Below are 23,863 nucleotides of genomic sequence, written 5' to 3' on the forward strand. Positions count from 1 at the left end.
CTCAGAAGGACGTGCTGAGTGTCAGTTCAAATGTCTGATCGCGGTCAAATTCTTCTTTTTTGATCGCTTCAGAGAAGTTGAACCGCAGCGGTCCGACCGGCGTGTCCCAGAGGATCGAGAAACCAACCACATGGCGGAAGGAACCACCCTCGCCAACGATGTTACCGCCGGCTGTGTTGACGTCCGAAAGGTTCCAGAGATTGCCGACGTCATAGAATACGCCGCCCTGAATACCCAGCTCTTCCGGCAGGCCCAGCGGGAACTCCGCCTCAAAACGCGCTGCCAGGTAAAGGTTACCGCCCAGAGGGTCCTCACCGGAGACTGACAGATCGCGCGGCCCGATACCGCCGGGTTCAAAGCCACGGATAATGTTCGTGTCCAGCAGGAAACGGTCCACAGCCCGGTTGGTTCCACTGCCAAAACTCAGCGCGCCACCTTCGAGCGAGGCACGCAATGTGATTTCTTCGTTGAACACGCGCGTTTCGCCGATCACACGAGCCGTCGTCTTGATGAATTTGTTGTCTCCGCCAAGTCCGGAGAAATCCTGACCAAATTCGAAAAGGTAGCCGGAGTTTGTATCAATCCCGCCGCGGCGCGTGTCATAAGTGAAAACGTAACCAGGAGCGCTGCTGACCAGTTCACCTGCGGCAATTTCATTTCCAATAACCACACCGTTCACCGGTGTTTCGCGCGCGAGCATTTCCGATTCCTCAAAGGTGTACCGCAGCTGAAGGCTCGAGTTTTCACCGATCGGGAAGGTCAGAGACGGACGGAACAGGAAGCGGTCTGTGTCATAGGTCGTAAATGAGCTGTCTGTCTCCGCGACGTCCAGTTCCAGGCCAAAGGCCACATCACGCCCGAGGAAAGCCGGTTCCACAAATCTTATACCGTATTCATCCGAGTCTTCCGCGGTCGAAACAGTCGCGCTGAACCGCTGGCCGCGTCCAAGAAAATTTTCCTCGGAGAAACGGATCGCGAAACCGATCCCGTCATTGTTCGAGAATGAGGCACCGAAAGTCAGCGAGCCTGTGGGCCTTTCCTCGACATCCACATCAACAATCACCTGATCCGGTGTGGAGCCCTCGCGCGCATTCACTTCGGCAACCTCAAAGAAGTTCAGCGCGCGGATCCGTTCTGCGGCTTCGCGGATTTCACGCGGATTGAAGGGGTCGCCTTCAACGCTGTCAAACTGCCGGCGGATCACCTGGTCCAGTGTTGTAGTGTTTCCTTCGATGTCGATACGCTCAACAAAAACCCGCTGACCGCGGCTCAGGACATACTCAATGTCCAGTTCCAGATTGCGCTCGTCGCGGGAAACGCGCGGCTCAACCCGCAGGAAATCCACGCCCTGCCGCAGCGCCAGGCGCTCCATGCGGGCGATGTCATTTTCGATCAATGTTGGCGAGTACACGTCGCCTGAATCAATACCGACAATGCCGAGGTACTCATCGGAATCCACATTCGTAAGCTCACTCGTCACCGAAATCTCGCCGATGCGGAACTGTTGACCTTCCTGAACATTGAACACCAGAAAGTAACCGTCGCGCTCCTCAGTAAGTTCGGCATTGGCGGAATTAGTCCGGAAATCCACATATCCGCGTGACAGGTAGAAATCGCGCAGCACCTGTTTGTCGAATTCGATGCGATCCTCGATCAGTGTGTCGCTGCGCACAAATGACCTGAACAAACCGGCCTGTTTCGTCGCCAGGACACGGCGCAGGCGACGGTCAGAGTAAACACGGTTGCCGACAAAGCTAAGGCGCTCAATCTCGATCACATCACCTTCCAAGACCTCAAAAACCAGATCCACCCGGTTATCAGAGCGACGGATGATTTTTGGCGTTACACGGGCAGACAGGCGACCTTCGATCGCATAGGCGTCAGCAATCAGGGCCGCATCGCGTTCGACCTGAGACGGATTGAAAACACGGCGTTCGTTGGAATTGATGGCTGCTGACAGCTGTTCGTCGCTGATACGCCGGTTGCCTTCAAAATTGATCCTGTTGATCGTCGGATATTCGACCACCGTAATGAGCAGTGACGAGCCTCGCGGCTCAAAGTTCACAGTCTCGAACAATCCGGAATCGATAAGGGCCTGAAATGCCGTGTTCAGCTCACCTGCGGTCACAGTCTGACCCCGGGCGATTCCTGCCCGGGTCAGGATCGCGGCATCGCCGACCCGTGCGTTGCCTTCGATCTCAATCGAATTCAGAGTGATCTGCTGGGCAAGTACCGGTTGCGGAGCAGCCATCCAGGACGCTGATAAAACGACATAAAAAAGCGCCGCGCCCACTGCCGGTCTGACTGATGTTCCAAACGCATAAAAGGCGGCAACCGCCCGCGAAAAGCCCCGTGTCATGATCTGCCCCGATCCTCAGTACATTATTGTTAACTGAGTACCGGCAAAGCCAGAGGTTGTCAAAACTATGTGGTCTAAAAACGCGCAACAACTATATGCGCGCCGAATGAATATTTTAACGTTGGGTAACTGCGGTGCCCTGCCCTGAGGTCAGCCTGCAACCGAAGCGAGCCACGCGCCCGCGCCAAGCGCCAGACCGATGGTGCCAACGTAAAGAAAACGGTCCCAGTTCAGGTCCATCAGGAGGCTGAGGCCGCGGTATCCGCTCTGTATTGCTTGCATGGTGCCACTCCCTTTGTCTGCGAAGAGGCTTAACGCCGGAATGCGGCACCAGTTTGATGGTTTATGGCGAAATCAGGGCAATTCGGCCCGTCGCACCTGTCAGGGGCAGAAGATATCGTTGCCAAGAGCGAACAGCATCAGCGTCAGCACCATAGCAAGGCCTGCTGTCATCAGAATGCGCAGCGCGCGGTCGCTCGGCGGTTTGCCTGCAACAGCCTCGTAAGCGTAGAAAACAAGGTGTCCTCCATCCAGCGCCGGCACCGGGAACAGATTGAGCAGCCCCACCGCCGTGCTGAGAACGGCAATAAACCATATAAAGGATTCCGCGCCCTGGCTGGCCATTGCACCGGAGGTCTGCGCAATGCCGATCGGGCCCGAGAGATTACAGGTACTGATGGCACCGGTGATCATGTGACCGAGGCCCGAAAGCGATCCTTCGATGATGCGCATTGTCTGGCGCACGCCATTCGACAGCGCCTCGCCCACGCCAGGTGTCTGCGTTGCCGGCTCAAAGGCCAGGCCACCGGCGATGCCAATACGCCAGTAGGTTGCGAACCCTCCGTCGGCCTGAGGCTCGTCCACCCGCTTGGGTGTCAGCGTCAGATCCAGCATCTCGCCAGTGCGCCATACTGTCAGGGCCAGCGGTGCACCGTCGCCGCCTTCAACGGCCTGTTTGAGCTGGTCAAAAGCGTAGATCGGGGCGCCGTCGATACCGGAAATAACGTCACCGGACTCGATCCCCGCGCTGAGCGCTGCAGACTGCGGCGTGACGCTGGACACAAGTGGCGGCAACAGCCAGGTCCCGGAAACGTCGCGTTCCTGCCCGTCACGCAACACGGTGTACTGCAGCGTCGGGCTCTGTTCGAGGTCTGCGATAAAACTGCTGTAGGCGTCCATGTCTTCGCGCGACGGCACCGCATCGCCATTGATTGCCAGGATTACATCACCGGCTTCCAGCCCGCGGGTTTCAACGGGCAGCGGGTTAAGACTGCCGACGGTCAGCGGATCACGCGTGACACCACTGGTCAGCAGAACGGCTGCAAAAACCAGGATTGACAGGGCAAAATTGAATGCTGGTCCCGCTGCAACTGTCAGCGTGCGTGCCCAAAGCGGCGCGCCGTGCATGGTTGCCCGCAGGCGCTCGGAATCTTCACTGGCCTCGACCATCGCGTCTTCATCTTTGCCCGACGCGGCATTCGCATCACCTGCAAACTTGACGTAGCCCCCAAACGGCAGAGCCGCGATCTGCCAGCGCGTGCCGCGCCGGTCCATACGCGACCAGAGCACAGGCCCGAACCCCAGCGAGAACACATCCGCATGAATGCCCGACCAGCGCCCGACAATGTAGTGGCCATACTCATGGATCGCGACGATCACCGAGAGCGCCAGAATGAAAGCTGCAATCGTCCAGATCAGCCCGCCGAACTGCGGGATCAGTGACAGAATATCCAAAGGGTTAACCTGCTTTTCCGTTTATGACCGATCTGGCCGCCTGACGTGCGAGATGGTCCGTTTCGGCGACGTTATCAAGGGTCATGGTGGCATCAATATGTCCCGCAGTGGCAGAAAGCCTGTCCAGAACGGCCTCAACCACGTCCGACATCTGCGTAAATCCGATCTCGCCCGCGATAAACGCGTCCAGCGCCGTTTCCTTGGCGGCATTGAAAACCGCCCCTGACAAACCACCGGTTTCCATGACCTCGCGCGCCAGCCGCAGCGCAGGCCAGCGGGTTTCGCAGGGTTCCCGGAAACTGAGCTGGCCGATAGCCGCAAGATCGAGACGTTCTACCGGCAGGCTGCGCCTTTCCGGCCAGTGCAGCGCATATCCGATAGCGTGGCGCATGTCCGGCGGCCCCACGTGCGCCATCAGCGCGCCATCGCGGAACCCGACAAGCGCGTGGATCATGGATTCGGGGTGCACCACAGCCTCAATCTGGTCAGGACGAACACCAAAGAATTCTTTGGTTTCAATCAATTCCATCGCCTTGTTAAACATGGACGCGGAGTCGATGGTTATCCGCTGGCCCATGTCCCAGTTTGGATGCGACGATGCTTCGGCAAGGGTGGCAGTCGACAGCTTCTCAATGGGCCAGTCCCGGAAAGCTCCACCGGACGCGGTTATGACAATCCGTTCCACAGCCTGCATGTCTTCGCCGACAAGCGCCTGGAAAACCGCGGAATGCTCACTGTCGACCGGCAGGATTCTGGCACCGTGATCCCGCGCCGTGGACAGCATCAGCGCACCGGCACAGACAAGCGATTCCTTGTTGGCCAGTGCCAGGGTGGCCCCCTGCTGCAGCGCCGTGACACCCGGTGCGAGACCCGCAGCCCCGACAATGGCCGACATGACCCAGTCCGCCGGTCGGGCCGCCGCCTCAACGATTGCATCCGCGCCGGCGGCGGCCTCGACACCGGAACCTTCCAGTGCCGCCCGCAGGTCATCCAGCCTGTCCTCACAGGCGGTTACGGCGATTTCTGCTTTGAGCCTGCGCGCATCGGCGGCCAGTTGTCGGATGTTCGAGGCGCCGGTCAGCGCCACAACATCGTAGTCATCCGGCGCACGTGCAATCAGATCGATGGTGTTCTGACCAATGGAGCCCGTCGCGCCAAAGATACTGATGCGGCGCATCCGCTCAGCCCACCGCTGCCGGGCCAACAAAAGACCCGATGATCAGCAGAAAAACAGAAGCGCCCAGCATCCCGTCGAACCGGTCCAGCAGACCGCCATGCCCGGGGATGAGCGACGAGCTGTCCTTGACACCGACACGGCGCTTGATGGCGCTTTCCGCAATATCACCCATCTGGCTGGCCATTGAAATTGCAACCGAAACACCGATCAGCTGTGTGCCCGCCCCCGTCTGAGAGATGAAGATTGCCCCCACGATACCAGCGCCGATCCAGCCCGCCCCGGTGCCGGCCCAGGTTTTCTTCGGGCTGACACGCGGCCAGAACTTGGGCCCGCCAATAAAACGTCCGGCGAAATAGCCCACCACATCCGTGGCCACCACGACCAGCACCAGCCAGAGCATCCAGACAAAGCCCATGTCATCCCGCACGGACATCATGCCGAAGCCTGCGAGCATGACCATCACGGTGAAAATCATAAAAATCGTGCGGAACGAAGACAGCTGACCGAAACCCACCAGCGCGGGCGCCAGCAGAACTGGCAGTGCGAACCCGAGCGGCAGATAAATGGCCAGCAGCATAGCCGCCCCGGACAGACCACCAAGCTGTATCGCCACCGAAGGCTCAGAGGGGTGCAGCATGCGCACCAGTTCCCAGACCATCAGTCCACAGATCACAGCGACCATGACGTGGAACACGTGACCGCCGGCCCAGACACCCAGCATGCCAACGATAACCATCGCAGCTCCGGAGCCGAGACGTGTCGCCAGGTCAGACCATTTGTCAGGGGCCGCCGTCATTCTGCCATCAGGCCTTTACACCGCCATAGCGACGATCCCGGCCGCCATAGGCCTGGCACAGGCTTTCAAATTCGTCACGGGTGAAGTCCGGCCACAATGTGTCGATAAACTCATATTCAGAATAGGCCGACTGCCAGAGCAGGAAGTTCGAGATACGCGCTTCGCCACTGGTGCGGATCACAAGGTCGGGATCCGGCAGAACGCAGGTGTCCAGATACCTTGGCAGTGTTTCCTCGTCCACATTTTCAGGCTTCAGGTGACCGTCCGCCACATCCTGCGCCATGCGCCGCGTCGCACGGGTTACCTCATCACGGCCGCCATAATTGATCGCAATGGTCAGATTCACGAGGCTGTTGTGCTCGGTCGCCTGCTCCAGATCGTTCATCAGGACAATCAGTTTGTCGTCCAGCCGATCACGATCCCCGATAAAGCGGACACGGACACCATTGGCGCGCAGGGCTCTTGTCTCTTTGATGATGTAGCGGCGGAAGAGGCTCATCAGACCCGCAACCTCAACCTGTGTCCGCTTCCAGTTTTCGGTCGAGAAGGCGAAAATCGTCAGATATTCAACACCTATATGCGGACAGGCCTCGACAATCTCGCGCACACGCCGGGCCCCGGCATGGTGACCGAACAGGCGCGGACGCCCTCGCTGGGTCGCCCAGCGGCCATTGCCATCCATGATTATTGCCACGTGATGCGGACATCCCGGAACCCGGGTCTGCTGGGGCTGGCGTTGCAACGCCATATTCAGTGCTCCTTGCCTGTCCTGCGCACGGGCGCGGGTTTGTGTGCTTCTTTTTGTGTCAAAAAGCCCGCTTTCGCAAGATTTTAGAACGGGTATGGGCAACTCTGCGCACTGTCACCGTGCACGGCCCACAGGCAGGAAAAGTCATTTCAGACCTGCATTATCTCGCCCTGTTTGGACTCAAGAAGGCTGTCCACCGATTTGATAAACCTGTCGGTGATCTCCTGAACCTCGCCTTCCCAGAGTTTCTGGTCGTCTTCGGACATACCGTCGCCCTTGGCCTTTTTGATCTGGTCCATCCCGTCCCTCCGGATGTTCCGCACAGAAACGCGCGCGTTTTCGGCATACTGACCGGCAACCTTGGTCAGTTCACGGCGGCGTTCTTCGTTCAGTTCCGGAATGGGCAGCATGATAATCGTCCCGTTCAGCTGCGGGTTGATCCCCAGCCCACTTTCGCGGATCGCCTTTTCCACCTTGCCGACCAGACCCTTGTCCCAGACATTGATCGTCACCATGCGCGGTTCCGGCACGTTGACCGTTCCCACCTGGTTAACCGGTGTGCGCTGGCCGTAAGCGTCAACCATCACGGGTTCCAGCATCGAGGCGGACGCCCGCCCGGTCCGCAGGGAGGCAAATTCTGTTTTCAGCGCTGACATGGCGCCTTCCATCCGGCGCTCAAGGTCATCGGTGTCCAGCATAAAATCGTCTGACATGGTCTTCTTCCTGCCGCAGTTATATCAGCGCCCCGGGGCGCGGTGCTCTTTGAAGCTGTATAAATCAGGATGACACAGAAAGGCCAGTGGCTCGGTGAAAACCTGTTCAGCCCTGCACCCGTGTATATGTCCCCTCGCCCGCGAGGATACCGCGGAAGCCACCAGGTTCGTCGAGGGAAAAGACGATGATCGGCAGGTTGTTATCCCGCGCCAGTGCGATGGCCGATGCGTCCATCACACCCAGTCGTTTTGCGAGCACGTCATCATAGCTGACGGTATCATAGCGTTGCGCGTCATCGTGTTTCGCCGGATCCTTGTCATAGACGCCATCAACCTTGGTGCCTTTGAAGATCGCCTCGCAGGACATCTCGTTTGCACGCAGTGTGGCGGCCGTATCAGTGGTGAAATACGGGTTGCCGGTCCCGGCCGCGAAAATACAGACGCGCTTCTTTTCCAGGTGCCGGACAGCGCGGCGCCGGATGTATGGCTCGGCCACCTCATTCATCGTGATGGCGGAGATGACCCGCGTGTGAATGCCAAGACCTTCGAGCGCCGACTGCATCGCCAGCGCGTTCATCACCGTGGCCAGCATGCCCATATAGTCTGCAGTCGTCCGTTCCATCCCCTGGGCCGAGCCCTGCAGACCACGGAAAATGTTTCCGCCCCCGATCACCATGCAGATTTCGACGCCCATCTCATGCACCGACTGGACCTCTTTTGCGATCCGTTCGACGGTCGGCGGGTTCAGGCCGAACCCCTGGTCCCCCATGAGCGCTTCGCCCGATATTTTGAGCATTACCCTGCTGAACTTCGTCTGTGGTTCGGGCTGGGTCATGGTCGCGCTCCTGACAGGGGGTTTAACTGCGGCGCAAAATGTCCGAAAACGCCGGTAACTTCAATGCGCCCCGGACGGGATGACGGCAAAAAATGGCGGACAGCCTGATCCATTCGACACAAGCGGTACTGGACGGGCTCTCGCCTGAAATGCCGGTCCTGATTGCAGGCCCCACGGCATCCGGAAAATCCGCGCTGGCGCTGGAGATCGCAGCACGTCAGGGGGGCGTGATTGTCAATGCAGATGCCAGCCAGGTTTACGATTGCTGGCGGGTTCTGACGGCCCGGCCGTCACCTGAGGAAGAAGACGCGGCACCTCACGTGCTTTATGGTCATGTCTCCGCGACGGACAGTTACTCCGCGGGCCACTGGTTGCGGGACATCCGGGACCTGCTGCAACGCCCGCAGCGGTCCATCATTGTTGGGGGCACCGGTCTGTATTTCAGTGCACTGACCTGTGGGCTGGCGGAAATCCCGGCCACGCCGCCAGAAATACGCGCGCAGGCAGATACAATGCCCCTGCCCGACCTGCTGGCCGGACTGGATGCCCGGACCACGGGTCGGATCGATATTGCGAACCGGATGCGCGTCCAGCGCGCCTGGGAGGTTCAGACCGCAACCGGCCGCAGCCTCGCATCCTGGCAGGACGCAACCGGGCCCGCACTGCTGCCGGAGACTCAGGCGCGTTGCATTGTCTTTGACGCGCCAAAGGACTGGCTCACGCCGCGCATCGAAAAGCGGTTCGACCTGATGCTGGACGCCGGCGCGCTGGAGGAGGCGCGGGCGGTTCTGCCACACTACAACGCAGCCCTGCCCGCACACCGAGCCATCGGTGCGCCGGAACTGATTGCGCATCTGAAAGGTGAAATGACGCTCGACCACGCGCGGGAGGCAGCGGTGATCGCAACACGTCAGTTTGCAAAACGCCAGCGCACATGGTTCCGCTCGAAGATGGCGGACTGGCTGCATTTCAGACCAGCGGAGAACCGCTGAAACTTTCACATATTTTACCGCAAACTTGCGAAAACCGCGTTTTTGGCTCCACTGGCATGATCAAAAGGGACAATTCACGGATTGGTTGAATGTCAGAGACAGACCTGCGCATCATACCGCTTTCCCAGCTGACGGGCAGCAGTGACTGGCGGCTGACACTGGCGCATGACCGTCGTGAACAGTTGCTCATCTGGATCACGCGCGGCCAGGGACGCCTGCTTCTGAACGGACAGCGTCGCGGGGTTGGCACACATAACGCCATCGTCGTGCCCGCAGACCATCTTTTCGCGCTCGATATGGGGCGCCAGGGCATTGGCCAGGTCGTTATCATTCCCGAAGGCTGCCAGGTGCTGTTTCCGCAGATGCCGCGCCTCTTGCGTATCCGCGAAGTGGGGGCGATGTCGGAACTTACTGTTCTGATGGAGGCCGCGACCCGCGAACAGGCCTCGGGCCGCCCGCTGACCGGCCAGGCGATGGAAGCACATGGCGCGCTCATCTCTGTCTGGCTGCAGCGGCAGATGGCAATGGAAGAACACCTGCCGGAACGGCGCAATGCTGCCGCCCGGCTCTGCGCGGCTTATTGTGCCCGGATCTCCGCCCATTTCCGCGAAACCTTGACGATGGCCGATCATGCCGCAGCGCTTGGCGTGACGCCTACGCATCTGACACGCGCCTGCAAGGCAGCGACCGGCCGGACAGCTGCCGATCTGCTGACGGAGCGTGTGCTTTACGAGGCGCGCAGTCTGCTGGTCGGCACGAAAGCACCGGCACAGGATATTGCGCGTCACCTCGGTTTTGGCAGCGCCGCTTATTTCACGCGGTTCATCCAGCATCACACGCATGCGACGCCAACCGCCCTGCGCCGCGCCGGTGCACAGGCGCCGGAACTGGCCTGACACCTTCCCCTCTGATCCGGCCGCGCCCGGGAAATCGCCAGAAAACGACTGACCTATGTCGCAAATTTTACACCGGATGGCGTTTGTCTGCGTTGACGGGGTCCGTGCGATCATGCCTGATAGGGCCACAAACCAAATCCGGGGACACAGAATCTCCGATAACTGACGCGCTTCAGCGCGCTATAGCCTGACAACAGGGGCACCCATGGGACTATTCATACTCAGACGTCTGGGCGTGATGTTACTGACGGCACTCTGCCTGACGTTCATCGTGTTCTGGCTCACCAATCTCTACCCGAACCTCGAAAAACTCGCCAAAACCCAGGGCAACTTCCGCATGTCGGATGAAGCCGTGGCCAGCTACCTGGACAAAAACGGGTATCTGCAGCCAATGCCGGTGAAATTCGGCCAGTGGCTCGGCGTGTTACCCGGATGGGAGCACGAGGACCCTGAAAGCGGGGAAATAACAGGCCGCTGTTTCGCCGCAGGGACACCTGTTGAAGAGCGCAGCACGTTCTGCGGCGTTCTGCAGAATGACTGGGGCTTTTCGACCGTGTTCAAAGAGGACGTCGGCGGCATCGTCGCCACCCGGCTGGGTCTGACGGGCAAACTGATGTTTGCGGTGATGCTGGTGATGGTGCCCATGGCACTGATCATAGGGGTCCTGGCCGGTATGCGCGAGGGGTCCGTGACAGACCGCTCACTGTCAACCTTCTCTATCGCCTCGACCGCAACGCCCGAATACGTCTCGGGCGTTATTTTTATTGCTGTCTTCGCCTCCTCCGCCTTTGGGCTCAAATGGTTCAAAGGATCGGCGACATCCGCCATGGAGAACGCGACAATCGAGAACTTTACCCTGCCCGTGATCACTATCGCGCTTTACGGGATGGGCTACATTGCGCGGATGACGCGGGCCTCCATGACTGAGGTGATGACCGCGCAGTATATCCGCACCGCCCGCCTGAAGGGCGTGAAGTTCTCCGATATTGTGCTGAAACACGCGTTGCGGAATGCGCTGATCGCGCCCTTTACCGTTATCATGCTCCAGTTCCCCTGGCTGCTGAACGGGGTCGTAATTGTTGAGACGCTCTTTAACTACAAGGGCTTTGGCTGGCTGCTCGTGCAGGCAGCAGGAAACAATGACATCGAACTGCTGCTGGCAGTTTCGGTTGTCTCGGTCGCCGTGGTTTTGGTGACACAGCTGATATCCGATATCGGCTATGTCTACCTCAACCCGCGCATCCGCATCGCATAAGGGAGATCTGTCATGGAAGACCTTTCCTGGGGCAGTATCGCGGCCCGTATGTTCCTTCAGCTCGGCCCTGTGTGGATTTCGCTGATTGTTCTTTTCACCCTGTCGATCACCTATAAGCGCCGGCTGGGGCTTTATGGCAAACTGTTTGACAGCACCATTGGCATGATCGGCTTTGCGCTGGTGATGTTCTGGGTTTTTGTCGGCGTCTATGGCGGCCCGCTCGATATGCTGGTCACGCATGATCCCTTGAGCCAGGTCTCTGGCATGAAGAACAAACCGCCAGGCACGCCGATGCGCAGTCCGGATGAAGGCGAGTACGCCTGGTTCCTGCTGGGGGGTGACAATCTGGCCCGCGACGTTTTCAGCCGCCTGATCAAGGGTGCCTGGGTCGTGGTGCAGATCGCTCCGATTGCGACGCTGTTTGCCTTCATGGTCGGGATCACACTGGGCCTGCCAGCGGGTTATTATGGCGGACGTCTGGACACCGTGCTGTCGTTCCTGGCAAACCTTATCCTCGCCTTCCCGGTCATTCTGCTGTTTTACCTGCTGGTGACACCGGAAATCGTGCTGACGGGTATCCCGAATTACATGGCGCTGTTCCTGTTTGTGTTCCCGCTGATCTTCATGTGTATCCTGCTGAACTCACGGTATTACACACAGCCAAAGGTGCGCACACCGCTGCTGATCGGCGTTTTGGGGGGACTGGGGTGGCTCTATCTGTCGCTGGTGTCCACCAACGGCAGTGTGGTGGCCACACCGGATTACGCCATTCCCGGACTGCCGCCTTTCCTCGATCTTTTCGATATTGATCCGGGCATTCTGGTGGTCTTTGTGTCTGTGGTTTTTGTGAACTCGCCGACGGTCTTCCGGATCGTGCGGGGGCTCGCGATGGACATCAAGACACGCGACTATGTCGCCGCCGCGCAGACGCGTGGCGAAGGGCCGTGGTACATCATGCTGTGGGAAATTCTGCCCAATGCGCGCGGACCGCTGATCGTCGATTTCTGTCTGCGGATCGGGTACACGACCATCCTTCTGGGCACGCTGGGCTTCTTTGGCCTCGGGCTTGAATCAGAAAGCCCGGACTGGGGCAGCACGATCAACGCCGGCCGCCGCCTGCTGGCACTCTATCCGCATGCAGCGATTGCACCGGCTCTGGCGCTTCTGACGCTGGTGCTTGGCCTGAACCTGCTGGCCGATGGTCTGCGCGAGGAAAGCCTTCGCGACTGATGAGTGGTTAAGGGGGCGCTGCCCCCTGACCCCCGGGATATTTCGGGCCAGAAGATGCAGGCCCGCTCCACAAAGGAGACACGACATGGCAAAGACAGATTACAACGGTCCCATTCTGGAGATCGACAAGCTGTCGATATCGTTTTTCACGCGGCTCAGGGAAATCCCCGCTGTGATGGATTTTTCGGTTACCGTTCAGCCCGGCGAGGCCGTTGGTCTGGTTGGCGAATCCGGATGCGGCAAATCAACCGTTGCGCTGGGCGTGATGCAGGATCTGGGCAAGAACGGCCGGATTGTCGGCGGATCAATTAAGTTCAAGGGCCGTGATCTGAGCGAGATGAGTGCTGAAGAGCTGCGCGACATCCGCGGATCTGAGATCGCAATGATTTATCAGGAGCCGATGGCCTCGCTGAACCCTGCGATGAAGATCGGCAAACAGCTGATGGAAGTGCCGATGATCCATCAGGGAATGAACGAAAAGGATGCGTATGAGCGCGCCTTGCAGGTGGTTACTGACGTAAAACTGCCTGATCCGAAGCGGATGCTGAATTCCTTTCCGCATCAGCTGTCAGGAGGACAGCAGCAGCGGATTGTGATCGCCATGGCGCTGATGTCAGAGCCATCATTGCTCATTCTGGATGAGCCGACCACTGCGCTTGATGTGACGGTCGAGGCGGCCGTGGTCGAGCTGGTAAAGGATCTGGGCAAGAAATACGGCACGTCGATGTTGTTCATTTCGCACAACCTTGGTCTTGTTCTGGAAACCTGCGACCGGATCTGTGTGATGTATTCCGGTGAGGCTGTGGAGCGCGGCTCTATTGAGGATGTGTTCGACAAAATGCAGCATCCCTATACCCAGGCGCTCTTCCGGTCGATCCCACTGCCGGGCGCGGATAAAAACGCGCGGCCGCTGGTGGCCATCCCCGGGAATTTCCCGCTGCCGCATGAGCGGCCCAATGGGTGTAACTTTGGCCCGCGTTGCGATTATTTCGAAGCTGGCCGGTGTGATCAGGGCATCATCCAGATGGAAACCGTGCCCGGAAATGACCGGCATGCGACGCGTTGTCTGAAGTTCAAAGAGATCGACTGGGAGGCGCCGCTCGAGATCGGGGACGTGAAAACCAAAGGCGAAGTTGGAGACGTCGTTCTGAAAATGGACAACCTCAAAAAGTATTATGAGGTGACTGCGAACGCGATATTCGGCGGGGGGGACAAAAAGGTCGTGAAGGCCAATGAAACCCTCAGTTTCGAGGCGCGCGAGTCAGAGACACTGGCGATTGTGGGCGAGATCCGGGTGCGGGAAATCCACCTTTGCCAAGGTGCTGATGGGGCTGGAGACCGCGACCGAGGGCGAGATCATTCTGGACAACCGCTCGATCGGTGACACGCCGATCGAGGAACGTGATACGAAAACTGTCTCAGAGGTTCAGATGGTGTTCCAGAACCCGTTCGATACGCTGAACCCGTCCATGACGGTGGGGCGGCAGATTATCCGGGCGCTGGAGATTTTCGGGATCGGCGAAAACGAGAAAGACCGGCAGCAGCGCATGCTGAAGTTGCTTGATCTGGTCAAACTGCCCCGTGAGTTTGCCGGACGCATGCCCCGCCAGCTGTCAGGCGGACAGAAGCAGCGGGTGGGTATCGCACGGGCCTTTGCCGGTGATGCGCGTATCGTCGTTGCGGACGAGCCCGTATCCGCGCTGGATGTGTCCGTGCAGGCTGCGGTGACGGATCTGCTGATGGAAATTCAGCGCGAGCAGAAAACCACCCTGCTCTTTATCAGCCATGATCTGAGTATCGTGCGCTACCTCAGCGACAGGGTGATGGTGATGTATCTGGGGCACGTGGTGGAACTGGGTACGACGGACCAGGTTTTTGCGCCGCCCTACCATCCCTATACCGAAGCGCTGCTGTCTGCTGTGCCCATTGCAGATACCAGCGTGACCAAAAAGCACATCGTGCTGGAGGGAGACATTCCCTCTGCCATGAATCCGCCCACGGGCTGCCCGTTCCAGACGCGCTGCCGCTGGAAATCCGAAGTGCCGGGTGGCCTGTGTGAAAAGGAGGTGCCACCGGTGCGGCGTCTTGAAGGCGATCATCAGGTCAAATGCCATCTCAGCGATGACATTCTGGCGCAGATGGAACCTGTCATCGAAGTTGGCGGGGTTGCTGCTGAATAGACACGCGCAACATTGAAAAGAGAAAGGCCCGGGCAGAAATGCCCGGGCCTTTGGCATTCAGGAACAGGAGGCGGTCACACGATCAGCGAAACGATCAGACCGCTGAGGTAACCCAGCGAAAACAGGGCAAAGCCAGGTCTGCTGGCGGCGACCATCATCGAAACCAGGATCAGAACGCCCCCAAGGGCCAGCCCCCCCATCGCGGGCCAGAAAACATAGTCATGATACTCGGCACCAACCGTCCAGGGCGATCCTTCCCAGGACAATCCAATAAGCGCAATTGCCGCGATAACACCCAGTACAACACCAAAAAACAACGCTTTGAGATGAGCAAAAACCGGGCTCGGCAGTTGCCCGGCCATCCCGACGGGGGTTGCACCGGGCATTGTGGTACTCAGTTCGCGCACAGGTACAGCGCGGCGTACCGGCGCCATTTGCTGCTGCGACTGCTGAATACGTTCCAGACGCGCGTAAAAAACATCATTCGCCATATCGACGGCTCCCTCGTCACTCACCCGTTCTGAATGACGCAGGATTCAGGCAGCACTGTGTCCCGGATCGGGACCTGCTGTGAAAGTTTCCTGATTTTGCTGTGACAGAGCGGGCTACTGCCGGCCGGTGATAATCCGCACGTAATTCCGTGTTTCGCGGTAGGGCGGGATGCCACCATGCTTTTTCACAGCACCCGGGCCTGCGTTGTATGCGGCCAGCGCCAGAGGCCAGGACCGGAATTCGCGGTACTGCGTGGCCAGGTACCGCGCACCACCCTCCAGGTTCTCTTCCGGATCAAGCGGGTCCACCCCAAGCGCCCGGGCCGTTCCAGGCATCAGCTGGGCAAGACCCAATGCGCCTTTGTGAGACTTCGCACGCGGGTTCCAGCCGGATTCCTGTTGCACAAGACGCAGAAAGAGATCTTCGGGAATGCGATGTTTGCGTGCAGCCCTGCGGGCCATGTCCAGAAAGGGTCCGTCATATTTGCCGGAATAGCTGCCATCGCCCCAGATACTCGGCGTGTAGACGGATGGCGGCTTGAGCCGGACGGAATTGTTGTACTGACTGGCCGCGCGGTTATCGAGCACGCTGGTCTGAGACTTGAAAAGCTTGGTACGGTTCTTGGAGGACAGTGTCTCAGAGACTCCTGCAGATCCGGCCAGGGCCAGCACAAGCGCACCGGCGATACCGATCCTTGCAACCATGTCTCAAGCCCCCTCCGCGGACGTTCCGGGCGCCACTATACCCGTTTCATCCCCTGACACCAGCCTTTCGCTCCATGGTGGAAAAGCTGACCGCCGGGCCGGTTATCCGGTTTCAAAACCGCCCCCGTCGGTATAGCGTCGGGCAAAGCCCGCCCGGGCGGATCTGCGCGCACCTTCGCGCTCTCCCGTGGCACAACAGATCGATCAGAGGGAGGCACCATGGCCGGCTCAGTGAACAAGGTTATTCTCATCGGCAATCTAGGCCGCGACCCGGAAGTGCGCACCTTTCAGAATGGCGGCAAAGTCTGCAATCTGCGGATCGCGACGTCTGAGAACTGGAAAGACCGCAACACAGGCGAGCGCAAAGAGCGTACCGAATGGCATTCAGTTGCAATCTTTTCTGAACCGCTGGCGCGTGTGGCCGAGCAATACCTGCGTAAGGGTTCCAAGGTATATATCGAAGGCCAGCTGGAAACCCGCAAGTGGCAGGATCAGTCCGGCCAGGACCGGTATTCGACAGAGGTCGTGCTGCGCCCCTATAAATCCGAACTGACCATGCTCGATGGCCGTGACGGTGGCGGCGGTGGTGGATACGGCGGCGGTGGCGGTGGTGGCCAGATGGGTTATGACGACCGTGGCGGCGGTGACAGTTTTGGCGGCAGCAGCAGCCCTGCACCGTCGCGCGATCTGGACGACGAAATCCCGTTCTGATGCCGTCTGCGTGTTCCGTCCGCCCACTCATTCCGGCGGATTGCGACGCGGCTCTGACACTTTACACTGATCTGACCTTCGGGCCGCCGGCAGATAATCCGGCGGCCTTTCTGCGTGTGATTGCACATCCCGGGACAACCATCTTCGGTGCTTTCAGTGGCGGAACCGCTGTTGCGATGGTCACACTGCATCTGCTGCCCAATGTGACCTGGAATGCGCGGCCCTATGGGCTGATCGAGAACGTCGTAACACATCACCAACACCAGCGGCGCGGGTATGGTCGGGCGGTCCTGACGGCCGCCATAGATGCCGCATGGGCCGCGGATGCCTACAAGGTCATGCTGATGACTGGTCAGAAACGTGGCGCAAAGGGGTTTTACGAAAGCGTCGGGTTCTCGTCAGAAGACAAACACGCAATGGTCATCCGGCGCACGTAGATCAGGCGCGGAGCGCATCGTTCAGCACATCCAGAACAGCGTCAGCCGTGACATCGCCGGTCACGAAGGCCTCGCCAATGCCGCGCGACAGGATAAACCGCAGTTCTCCCTGCACGACCTTCTTGTCCTGCCCCATGAGGCCAAGCAGCGTCTGCGCATCGGGAAGATCCCCGGGAATATCCGCCAGATCCGTTTTCATGCCCATCGTCTTCAGATGCGCGCGCACACGGCTGGGGCTTTCCTGGCTGCAAAGACCCATCCGCGCTGAAAGTTCAAAGGCCAGAGCGCAGCCGATGGCGACCCCTTCGCCATGCAGTAACCGGTCCGAATATCCGGTCGCTGCCTCGAGGGCGTGACCGAAGGTATGGCCCAGATTGAGCAGCGCCCGGTCGCCCTGTTCCGTTTCATCGCGTTCGACGATGTCGGCCTTCATCTGCACCGACCGCCGCACCGCCTCGACCCTAGCGTCCATATCACCAGCAGCGAGTGCCGGGCCATTGGCCTCCAGCCATTCAAAGAAATCCGCGTCGCCGAGCAGACCATATTTTACGACCTCGCCATACCCGGCCAGAAAATCGCGCGGTGTCAGCGTGCCCAGCACCGAAGTATCGGCCAGCACCAGCGTCGGCTGGTGAAATGCGCCGATCAGGTTTTTGCCCTGTGGTGCGTTAATGCCGGTCTTGCCCCCGACCGAACTGTCGACCTGCGCCAGCAGCGATGTGGGGATCTGCACGAACCGCACACCCCGGCGCAGAATGGCAGCGGCAAATCCAACAAGGTCGCCGATAACGCCCCCGCCAAGCGCGATGACAATGTCCCCACGCTCCACCTTCTGGTCCAGCAGCCATTCAACGGACTGCTCCAGTGGCCCCCATGATTTGGTGGCCTCACCTGCCGGCAGAACGAGTTCGGACATCCCGATACCCCGTGCGGCCAGACCGGCGCGCAATGCGGTCATATGCAGCCCGGCAACGGTTTCGTCACTGATCACCGCAACCTGAGGCCGCTTCAGAAACGGTTCAATATACGCCCCTGCCTGATCAATCAGCCCCGGTCCGATCTGCACGTCATAGGCGCGGCCGGGCAGGTTGACGTGGACAGTTTCAGGCATTTCGGCGCTCCAGCACATCGGGTCGGGTTTCAAGAACATCTGCAACCCGGCGTGCCATGGCTTCGACGGAGACCGGTGGCGCACAGGGCACACGCAGATCAGCCCGGCTGTAGTCCGGCACGCGCGCCTCAAAAAGCGCCTCCAGCGTTGCGCGCGGGTTTTCCGTCCGCAGCAACGGCCGGGTGTCGCGGTGTTTCACGCGGTTCCACAGCAGATCAATATCCGCATCTAGCCAGACGGCCACGCCCTGTGCGGAAATCGTGGCGCGGTTCACCTCAGAGAGATAGGCACCGCCGCCCGTGGACAGTACACAGGGCTTTCCCTGTAGCAGGCGCTGGATCACCTCTGTTTCGCGCGCACGAAAGAACGGCTCACCATCGCGGGCAAAAATCTCGGGGATTGTCATATTTGCGGCCTGTTCGATCTCGTGATCCGAATCGAGAAAGTCCACATCCAGCAACGCTGCCAGCCCGCGCCCTACGGCGGTCTTGCCGGCCCCCATCATGCCGACCATGACAATCGTCTTTTTCAACACAAAACCGTGCGTTCCGGACGTATCGGCCAGGGATTGCTGAAAATCGCTCATAATCGCCTGAATGACGTGATATTGGTGAAAAGGCCATATATAAGTTGCGTAAAAACGGCAGGCAGGCAAAAAACAGGGCAGCACAATGGGACGTTTATTCAAACTTCTGATCTACCTTCTGATCCTTGGGTTTCTCGGGCTTACAGGCTACGCCTATGTCGGCCCCTTCTTTGGCGCTGATTTCGGAGCGCCACAGTCAGAAGTCCGGGTGCCAGTCACGCTGGATGCTGAGTAGGGTTTCGCCATATATTGTTGCCGCATTGTGTTTTGCGCAGCCCGCCGGCGCGCAGGAACAACCGCTGTCGGCGATTGACTGGATCGACAGCCAGCCAGTGGTGCAGCACCGCCCGATTGCCACGACCCCGCTCGCGCCCGCCGGAGAAGCACCCGAACGGCTGCCGCCGGATGTCAGCGTCGCACCACTGAACGAACGGGTACTGCGTCAGATCGGGCTGGTGCCACCCGCCGTTACAGGCCTGCCGCCCGACCTCTGGGCAGGCAGCGATCCGCAGCTCCTGAGTACCGCGCTGGAAAGCCTGCCCGATCTTCGCCTGCCTGCGGGCCAGGCGTTGCTTTACCGGGCGCTGCTGACCGAGGCGTTCGGGCCCGGCACAGACACGGCAACCGAGGACCTTTTTACCCTGGCCCGGGCGCGCGTGCTGCGGCGCAGTGGTGCGCTGGAGCCTGCGCTTGCGCTGCTGGGCCAGTCCGGCCCCACGCGCGACAAGGACCATTTTGCCGCCTTCATGGATCTGGCCTTGCTGACCGGCGATGAAGACAACGCCTGTGATCTGCTACGGGAAACACCTCATCTGGCCCCCTCCGAAGGGCACCGCGTTTTCTGCACACTGCGGGGGGCGACTGGGCCACCGCAGCCGTATTGTATGATGCCGGCCGCGCGCTGGGCACCATTCCGGAGCCGCAGGTCAATCTTCTGGCCCGTTTTCTGGACCCCGATCTTTACGAGGGAGATCCAGCACTGGCCCCACCCGCACGGATCACCCCCCTGCTCTTCCGGCTTCACGAAGCGATTGGCGAGCCACTGCCCACCCGGTTTCTGCCCCGTGAATATGCGGTGGCAGACCTGCGTGATCTGGCAGGCTGGAAGGCCCAGCTTGAAGCCGCGGAACGCCTTGCCCGCGCCGGCAGCATGCCGGACAATCAGTTGCTGGGGCTTTACACGGCCCGCCGGCCAGCAGCTTCAGGCGGTGTCTGGGACCGTGCCGCTGCCATTCAGGAACTGGAAACAGCACTGCGCGATCGTGATCCCGGCAGGATCAGCAGCGCCCTGCCTGCTGCCTGGCGCACAATGCAGGCCGCTCGCCTTGAAGTACCTTTTGCTACGCTTTTTGCCGATGAACTGCCCGCGGCTGACCTTACAGGCGACGCTGCAGCAATTGCGCAGCGCATGATGCTCCTGTCACCCGGGTTCCAGGATGCGCGCGGACCCGGCAACGATCTGGCGACAGCGATTGCAACCAGCAGCCCGCTGCCGCTGGTGGCCGGGACCGCGCGGGATGCCGCTGTTGCTGCGGCCTTCTCGGGCAAAGTGCGCCGGGCTACAGACAACAGCCAGCCGGGCCTGACCATTCTGCGCACGCTGTCCACGCTGGAAGAAGGAGCCGCGGGCGATCCAGTCGCCCTGCAGGAAGCTCTTTCAACGCTGCGCCGCATGGGGTTTGAAACGACTGCCCGGCGCGCTGCGCTTCAGGTGCTGTTGCTGGACTGGTACAACCCATGAGCCGCGCCGCCTGGATACCCGCATTTCTGGAAGCACAGAGCGCGGAGCTGGGTGCGGCGCGCAATACACTGCTGGCCTATAGCCGCGATCTGCAGGCATATGACGCCTGGCTCGCGGCGCAGTCGCTGGATTTTGCCAGCGCTCAGCGTTCTGATGTCGAGGCCTATCTTGTCCGGTGCGATGCCGAAGGCCTGTCGAAGGCAACGCGCGCCAGACGTCTTTCTGCAATCAGACAACTCTACCGGTTCGCCTTTGAAGAAGGCTGGCGCGCTGATAATCCGGCGCTGCAGGTGGCGGGTCCGGGACGTGACAAACGGCTGCCCAAAACACTGAGCGAAGAAGAAGTGGACCGCCTGCTCGCTGCCGCCCGCACCGCAGGCCGGGACGGTCCGGACCGGCTGCGCAATATCTGCCTGATGGAGCTGCTTTACGCAACGGGCATGCGCGTCTCCGAACTGGTCAGCCTGCCCGTCAGCGCCACGCGCGGCGATCCCCGGATGCTGCTGATTTCCGGCAAGGGCGGCAAGGAGCGGCTCGTGCCTCTCTCACCGCCTGCCCGGACCGCCCTCGCGGACTGGCTCGCGGCGCGTGACAGAACAGAGGAAGAGCGGCGGGAAAAAGGTCTGCCCGCATCGCGTTTCCTTTTCGCGTCGCGTGGCAAATCCGGGCACCTGACACGGCACCGGTTTTACGCGCTGATCAAGGAACTGGCTGTGGAAGGCGGCGTCAGCCCGGGCAAGGTCACACCGCATACGCTGCGCCACGCTTTTGCCACCCATCTGCTGGCCCGGGGCGCTGATCTGAGGTCGATCCAGACGATGCTGGGCCATGCGGATGTCGCCACCACCGAAATATATACTCATGTCCTCGAAGCGCGGTTGCAGGATCTGGTATTGAACCATCACCCTCTGGCCAGGGAGGGCAAACGCAGTGACGGTGGCAATACATCTTCTGAAGGCCAGTAACCGCTCAGCAGCGCCCGGTCATATCCCTGCACCAGCCCGGCCTCTGCCATGCGCGCCGCCGCTGCTGTCACATCATAACTCAGCTTGTGGATCAGTACCTCTCCACCTTCCAGAACGGCATAGCGCGTCTGTTGCCGTCCGTCGTGAGGCGGCATGCCGATCACACCCGCATTGATCCAGCGGCCCGCGCCTGTTTCGCGAATAAAGGGTATCCCGCTGTGACCCGCGATCACATGATCGACCGCGCCTACAGCCGCCTCAACAGCTGCCCATTCTTCCGCAAAGACCGCGTCGAGGCTGTCCGGCCAGATAAACCGCGCCACATCCGTCATACCGCCGTGGATCACCGCATACCGCGCGCCCTGATGCTCAAACACGGTCACATCCGGACAGGACGCCATCCACGCCCTTTGCTCCGGGTCGATCCGCGCGGCGGCATAGCTGTACCAGGAGCCGCTCAGCAGCTCACAGGCAGAGCCTTCGTCAAAGCCGCACCCACAATTGTCTGCGCCCGACGCCAGTTGTTTCTCGCAGTTTCCGGCCACCACGCAGATCCCCGCATCGCGCAGCATATCCACCGTCTCAGAGGGCGCTGCACAATAGGCCACCGCATCCCCGGTACAGATCATCTGGCCCGGCGGAATGCCCGCTTTGCCCGCGGCACGCATCAGCGCCTCAAGCGCGTCACTGTTCGAATAGGGCCCGCCAAACAGCAGCACAGGACCGTCCAGCGTCCCCAAATCCCGCAGCATCGCAGGCTCCTCCCTTGATTGCAGCCGACCGCGCCCCCATAACCAAAGGGCATAAATCTCAAAGGTATCATCCCAAATGGACTCTGTCCCCGCAACGCTTGATGCGACTTTCTGGATCACAGGTGGCGTTATCCTTTTTCTGCTGGTGTTGTCCGGCTTCTTTTCCGGCTCAGAAACGGCCCTGACCGCGGCATCACGCGGCAAGCTCCGCACCCAGGCTGACAAAGGATCACGTGGCGCCGAACGTGCCCTGCAGATCACCGAAGACAACGAGCGGCTGATCGGATCCGTCCTCCTCGGCAACAACCTGGTGAATATTCTGGCGGCCTCGCTGGCGACCTCCATTTTCACCCGGGCATTCGGGGAAAGCGGTGTGGCTCTGGCGACGCTGGTGATGACGCTGCTTGTGCTCATCTTTGCGGAAGTACTGCCGAAAACCTATGCGATCACCAATTCCGAGAAAGCGGCCTCGCTGGTCTCTGCGCCCATTTCTCTTGTCGTGACTGTCTTTGCGCCCATCGTGGCCGCCGTCCGCCTGCTGGTGCGCGGCGTACTGCGGGTGTTCGGCGTCAGGATCGACCCCGACAGCAACATTCTGGATGTGCACGCGGAAATCGAAGGCGCGCTGACGCTGGGTCATTCTGAGGGGGTCGTCGAAAAAGAACACCGCGACCGTATTCTCGGCGCGCTGGACCTGAATGAACGTGCCGTTGAGGAAATCATGCTGCACCGTTCCGGCATTGAGATGATCAATGCGGATGACGCGCCCGAAGACATTCTGGCGCAGTGTCTGCAGTCTAATTACACCCGCCTGCCCGTCTTTCAGGACGATCAGGAGAATATTATCGGCGTGATCCACGCCAAGGATCTGCTGCGGGCAATGTATAAAATCATCGGTGGCCCGGACGGTGACGCCGCGAAACTGCGGGGGTTCCGGATCTCAGACGTGGCCATGAAGCCGTATTTCGTGCCCGAAACCTCAACACTGGACGAGCAGATGCGGCAGTTCCTGCGTCGCAGAACGCACTTTGCGCTGGTTGTGGACGAATACGGATCACTCCAGGGGCTGATCACGCTTGAGGACATCCTGGAAGAGATCGTCGGAGAAATCACGGATGAATTCGACCCTCAGGCCGATCACCCGGTCCAGCGCTCGGAGGACGGACAATATGTCATTGACGGCGCCATGACCATCCGCGACCTGAACCGCGCAACAGACTGGAACCTGCCCGATGAGGAGGCCAACACGGTCGCCGGACTGGTCATCCACGAGGCTCAGATGATCCCGACAGTCGGTCAGGTGTTTTCGTTCCATGGTTTCCGGTTTGAGGTCCGGGCACGCGATGGCAACAGGATCACAGAGCTGAATATCCGCCCATTGTAACGGGCAGCCAGACAGCCGCGCAGTGCCGCATGTCCGGCACCGCGGCATCAAAACCTTCCGGGTCG

24 protein-coding genes and 1 pseudogene are annotated in these 23,863 nt (G+C 60.0%); 11 read left to right on the top strand and 14 right to left on the bottom strand.

The features are described from left to right. Position 1: 1 nt before the first annotated feature. The 8 genes from bamA to pyrH form a co-directional block, all read right to left on the bottom strand. Complete coding sequence (gene bamA, locus ACZ1HA_RS07705) at positions 2-2,251, bottom strand: outer membrane protein assembly factor BamA (protein WP_472713471.1); 2,250 nt, start codon at positions 2,249-2,251, stop codon at positions 2-4. 258 nt (positions 2,252-2,509) lie between these two features. After that, complete coding sequence (locus tag ACZ1HA_RS07710) at positions 2,510-2,641, bottom strand: hypothetical protein (protein ID WP_375227623.1); 132 nt, start codon at positions 2,639-2,641, stop codon at positions 2,510-2,512. Positions 2,642-2,740: 99 nt separating this feature from the next. Next, on the bottom strand, positions 2,741-4,093 hold the full coding sequence (gene rseP, locus ACZ1HA_RS07715) for an RIP metalloprotease RseP (RefSeq protein WP_472713472.1): 1,353 nt from the start codon (positions 4,091-4,093) through the stop codon (positions 2,741-2,743). A 4-nt stretch (positions 4,094-4,097) separates the two neighbouring features. After that, complete coding sequence (gene dxr, locus ACZ1HA_RS07720) at positions 4,098-5,270, bottom strand: 1-deoxy-D-xylulose-5-phosphate reductoisomerase (RefSeq protein WP_472713473.1); 1,173 nt, start codon at positions 5,268-5,270, stop codon at positions 4,098-4,100. 4 nt (positions 5,271-5,274) lie between these two features. After that, positions 5,275-6,066, bottom strand: a complete 792-nt coding sequence (locus ACZ1HA_RS07725; RefSeq protein ID WP_375227620.1) for a phosphatidate cytidylyltransferase — start codon at positions 6,064-6,066, stop codon at positions 5,275-5,277. Positions 6,067-6,073: 7 nt separating this feature from the next. Beyond that, positions 6,074-6,814: a polyprenyl diphosphate synthase gene (uppS, locus tag ACZ1HA_RS07730; protein WP_472713474.1), complete on the bottom strand. Its 741-nt coding sequence runs from the start codon at positions 6,812-6,814 to the stop codon at positions 6,074-6,076. A 149-nt stretch (positions 6,815-6,963) separates the two neighbouring features. Beyond that, complete coding sequence (frr, locus tag ACZ1HA_RS07735) at positions 6,964-7,527, bottom strand: ribosome recycling factor (RefSeq protein ID WP_375227618.1); 564 nt, start codon at positions 7,525-7,527, stop codon at positions 6,964-6,966. Between the two features lie 106 nt (positions 7,528-7,633). Then, positions 7,634-8,362, bottom strand: coding sequence for a UMP kinase (gene pyrH / locus ACZ1HA_RS07740; protein WP_375227617.1), 729 nt, complete (start codon positions 8,360-8,362; stop codon positions 7,634-7,636). A 92-nt stretch (positions 8,363-8,454) separates the two neighbouring features. Between pyrH and miaA the strand changes: the two genes are divergently transcribed. The 5 genes and pseudogenes from miaA (at position 8,455) to ACZ1HA_RS07765 (ending at position 14,915) form a co-directional block, all read left to right on the top strand. After that, complete coding sequence (miaA, locus tag ACZ1HA_RS07745) at positions 8,455-9,354, top strand: tRNA (adenosine(37)-N6)-dimethylallyltransferase MiaA (protein ID WP_472713475.1); 900 nt, start codon at positions 8,455-8,457, stop codon at positions 9,352-9,354. An 89-nt stretch (positions 9,355-9,443) separates the two neighbouring features. Beyond that, positions 9,444-10,250: a helix-turn-helix transcriptional regulator gene (locus ACZ1HA_RS07750; RefSeq protein WP_472713476.1), complete on the top strand. Its 807-nt coding sequence runs from the start codon at positions 9,444-9,446 to the stop codon at positions 10,248-10,250. Positions 10,251-10,455: 205 nt separating this feature from the next. Continuing rightward, complete coding sequence (locus tag ACZ1HA_RS07755; protein ID WP_375227614.1) at positions 10,456-11,505, top strand: ABC transporter permease; 1,050 nt, start codon at positions 10,456-10,458, stop codon at positions 11,503-11,505. A gap of 12 nt (positions 11,506-11,517) precedes the next feature. Beyond that, entirely contained in the window at positions 11,518-12,735 is a 1,218-nt protein-coding gene (locus ACZ1HA_RS07760; protein WP_436399346.1) for an ABC transporter permease, read from the top strand. An 85-nt stretch (positions 12,736-12,820) separates the two neighbouring features. Further along, positions 12,821-14,915, top strand: a pseudogene (locus tag ACZ1HA_RS07765) (dipeptide ABC transporter ATP-binding protein). A 74-nt stretch (positions 14,916-14,989) separates the two neighbouring features. On the opposite strand, the gene ACZ1HA_RS07770 reads toward ACZ1HA_RS07765, so the two are convergent. Continuing rightward, a complete protein-coding gene (locus ACZ1HA_RS07770; RefSeq protein ID WP_472713477.1) occupies positions 14,990-15,406 on the bottom strand; it encodes a hypothetical protein in 417 nt (138 codons plus the stop codon). A gap of 114 nt (positions 15,407-15,520) precedes the next feature. Beyond that, positions 15,521-16,111, bottom strand: coding sequence for a lytic transglycosylase domain-containing protein (locus tag ACZ1HA_RS07775; protein ID WP_472713478.1), 591 nt, complete (start codon positions 16,109-16,111; stop codon positions 15,521-15,523). A 219-nt stretch (positions 16,112-16,330) separates the two neighbouring features. Between ACZ1HA_RS07775 and ssb the strand changes: the two genes are divergently transcribed. After that, positions 16,331-16,822 carry a single-stranded DNA-binding protein gene (ssb, locus tag ACZ1HA_RS07780; protein WP_375227610.1) on the top strand — a complete coding sequence of 164 codons (492 nt, stop codon included), beginning with the start codon at positions 16,331-16,333 and terminating at the stop codon, positions 16,820-16,822. Beyond that, on the top strand, positions 16,822-17,259 hold the full coding sequence (locus ACZ1HA_RS07785; RefSeq protein ID WP_472713479.1) for a GNAT family N-acetyltransferase: 438 nt from the start codon (positions 16,822-16,824) through the stop codon (positions 17,257-17,259). Before ssb ends, ACZ1HA_RS07785 begins: the two co-directional genes overlap by 1 nt. A 1-nt stretch (position 17,260) precedes the next feature. Here ACZ1HA_RS07785 and aroB read toward each other — a convergent pair whose 3' ends face one another. Further along, positions 17,261-18,370, bottom strand: a complete 1,110-nt coding sequence (gene aroB / locus ACZ1HA_RS07790) for a 3-dehydroquinate synthase (RefSeq protein ID WP_472713480.1) — start codon at positions 18,368-18,370, stop codon at positions 17,261-17,263. Further along, a complete protein-coding gene (locus tag ACZ1HA_RS07795) occupies positions 18,363-18,956 on the bottom strand; it encodes a shikimate kinase (RefSeq protein WP_472713481.1) in 594 nt (197 codons plus the stop codon). Before ACZ1HA_RS07795 ends, aroB begins: the two co-directional genes overlap by 8 nt. A gap of 85 nt (positions 18,957-19,041) precedes the next feature. Here ACZ1HA_RS07795 and ACZ1HA_RS07800 point away from each other — a divergent pair, with 85 nt between their 5' ends. Next, positions 19,042-19,191: a hypothetical protein gene (locus ACZ1HA_RS07800; RefSeq protein ID WP_298836100.1), complete on the top strand. Its 150-nt coding sequence runs from the start codon at positions 19,042-19,044 to the stop codon at positions 19,189-19,191. Here the strand turns inward: ACZ1HA_RS07800 and ACZ1HA_RS07805 are convergent. After that, the gene (locus ACZ1HA_RS07805) at positions 19,172-19,690 is read right to left on the bottom strand and encodes a hypothetical protein (RefSeq protein ID WP_472713482.1); all 519 of its coding nucleotides are present in this window, start codon (positions 19,688-19,690) and stop codon (positions 19,172-19,174) included. The genes ACZ1HA_RS07800 and ACZ1HA_RS07805 overlap by 20 nt on opposite strands. A 146-nt stretch (positions 19,691-19,836) precedes the next feature. Between ACZ1HA_RS07805 and ACZ1HA_RS07810 the strand changes: the two genes are divergently transcribed. Both ACZ1HA_RS07810 and ACZ1HA_RS07815 read left to right on the top strand, forming a co-directional pair. Further along, positions 19,837-20,697 (top strand): hypothetical protein, encoded by an 861-nt coding sequence (locus tag ACZ1HA_RS07810; RefSeq protein ID WP_472713483.1) that lies wholly within the window; start codon positions 19,837-19,839, stop codon positions 20,695-20,697. Continuing rightward, positions 20,694-21,662 (top strand): site-specific tyrosine recombinase XerD, encoded by a 969-nt coding sequence (locus ACZ1HA_RS07815; RefSeq protein WP_472713484.1) that lies wholly within the window; start codon positions 20,694-20,696, stop codon positions 21,660-21,662. The genes ACZ1HA_RS07810 and ACZ1HA_RS07815 overlap by 4 nt, the downstream gene beginning before the upstream one ends. Here ACZ1HA_RS07815 and ACZ1HA_RS07820 read toward each other — a convergent pair. Further along, positions 21,599-22,414, bottom strand: coding sequence for a metallophosphoesterase family protein (locus tag ACZ1HA_RS07820; protein WP_472713485.1), 816 nt, complete (start codon positions 22,412-22,414; stop codon positions 21,599-21,601). The genes ACZ1HA_RS07815 and ACZ1HA_RS07820 overlap by 64 nt on opposite strands. 76 nt (positions 22,415-22,490) lie before the next feature. Between ACZ1HA_RS07820 and ACZ1HA_RS07825 the strand changes: the two genes are divergently transcribed. Continuing rightward, positions 22,491-23,798, top strand: a complete 1,308-nt coding sequence (locus ACZ1HA_RS07825) for an HlyC/CorC family transporter (RefSeq protein WP_375227603.1) — start codon at positions 22,491-22,493, stop codon at positions 23,796-23,798. Positions 23,799-23,863 lie beyond the last annotated feature (65 nt).

This window comes from Roseobacter sp. S87, from assembly GCF_055693285.1.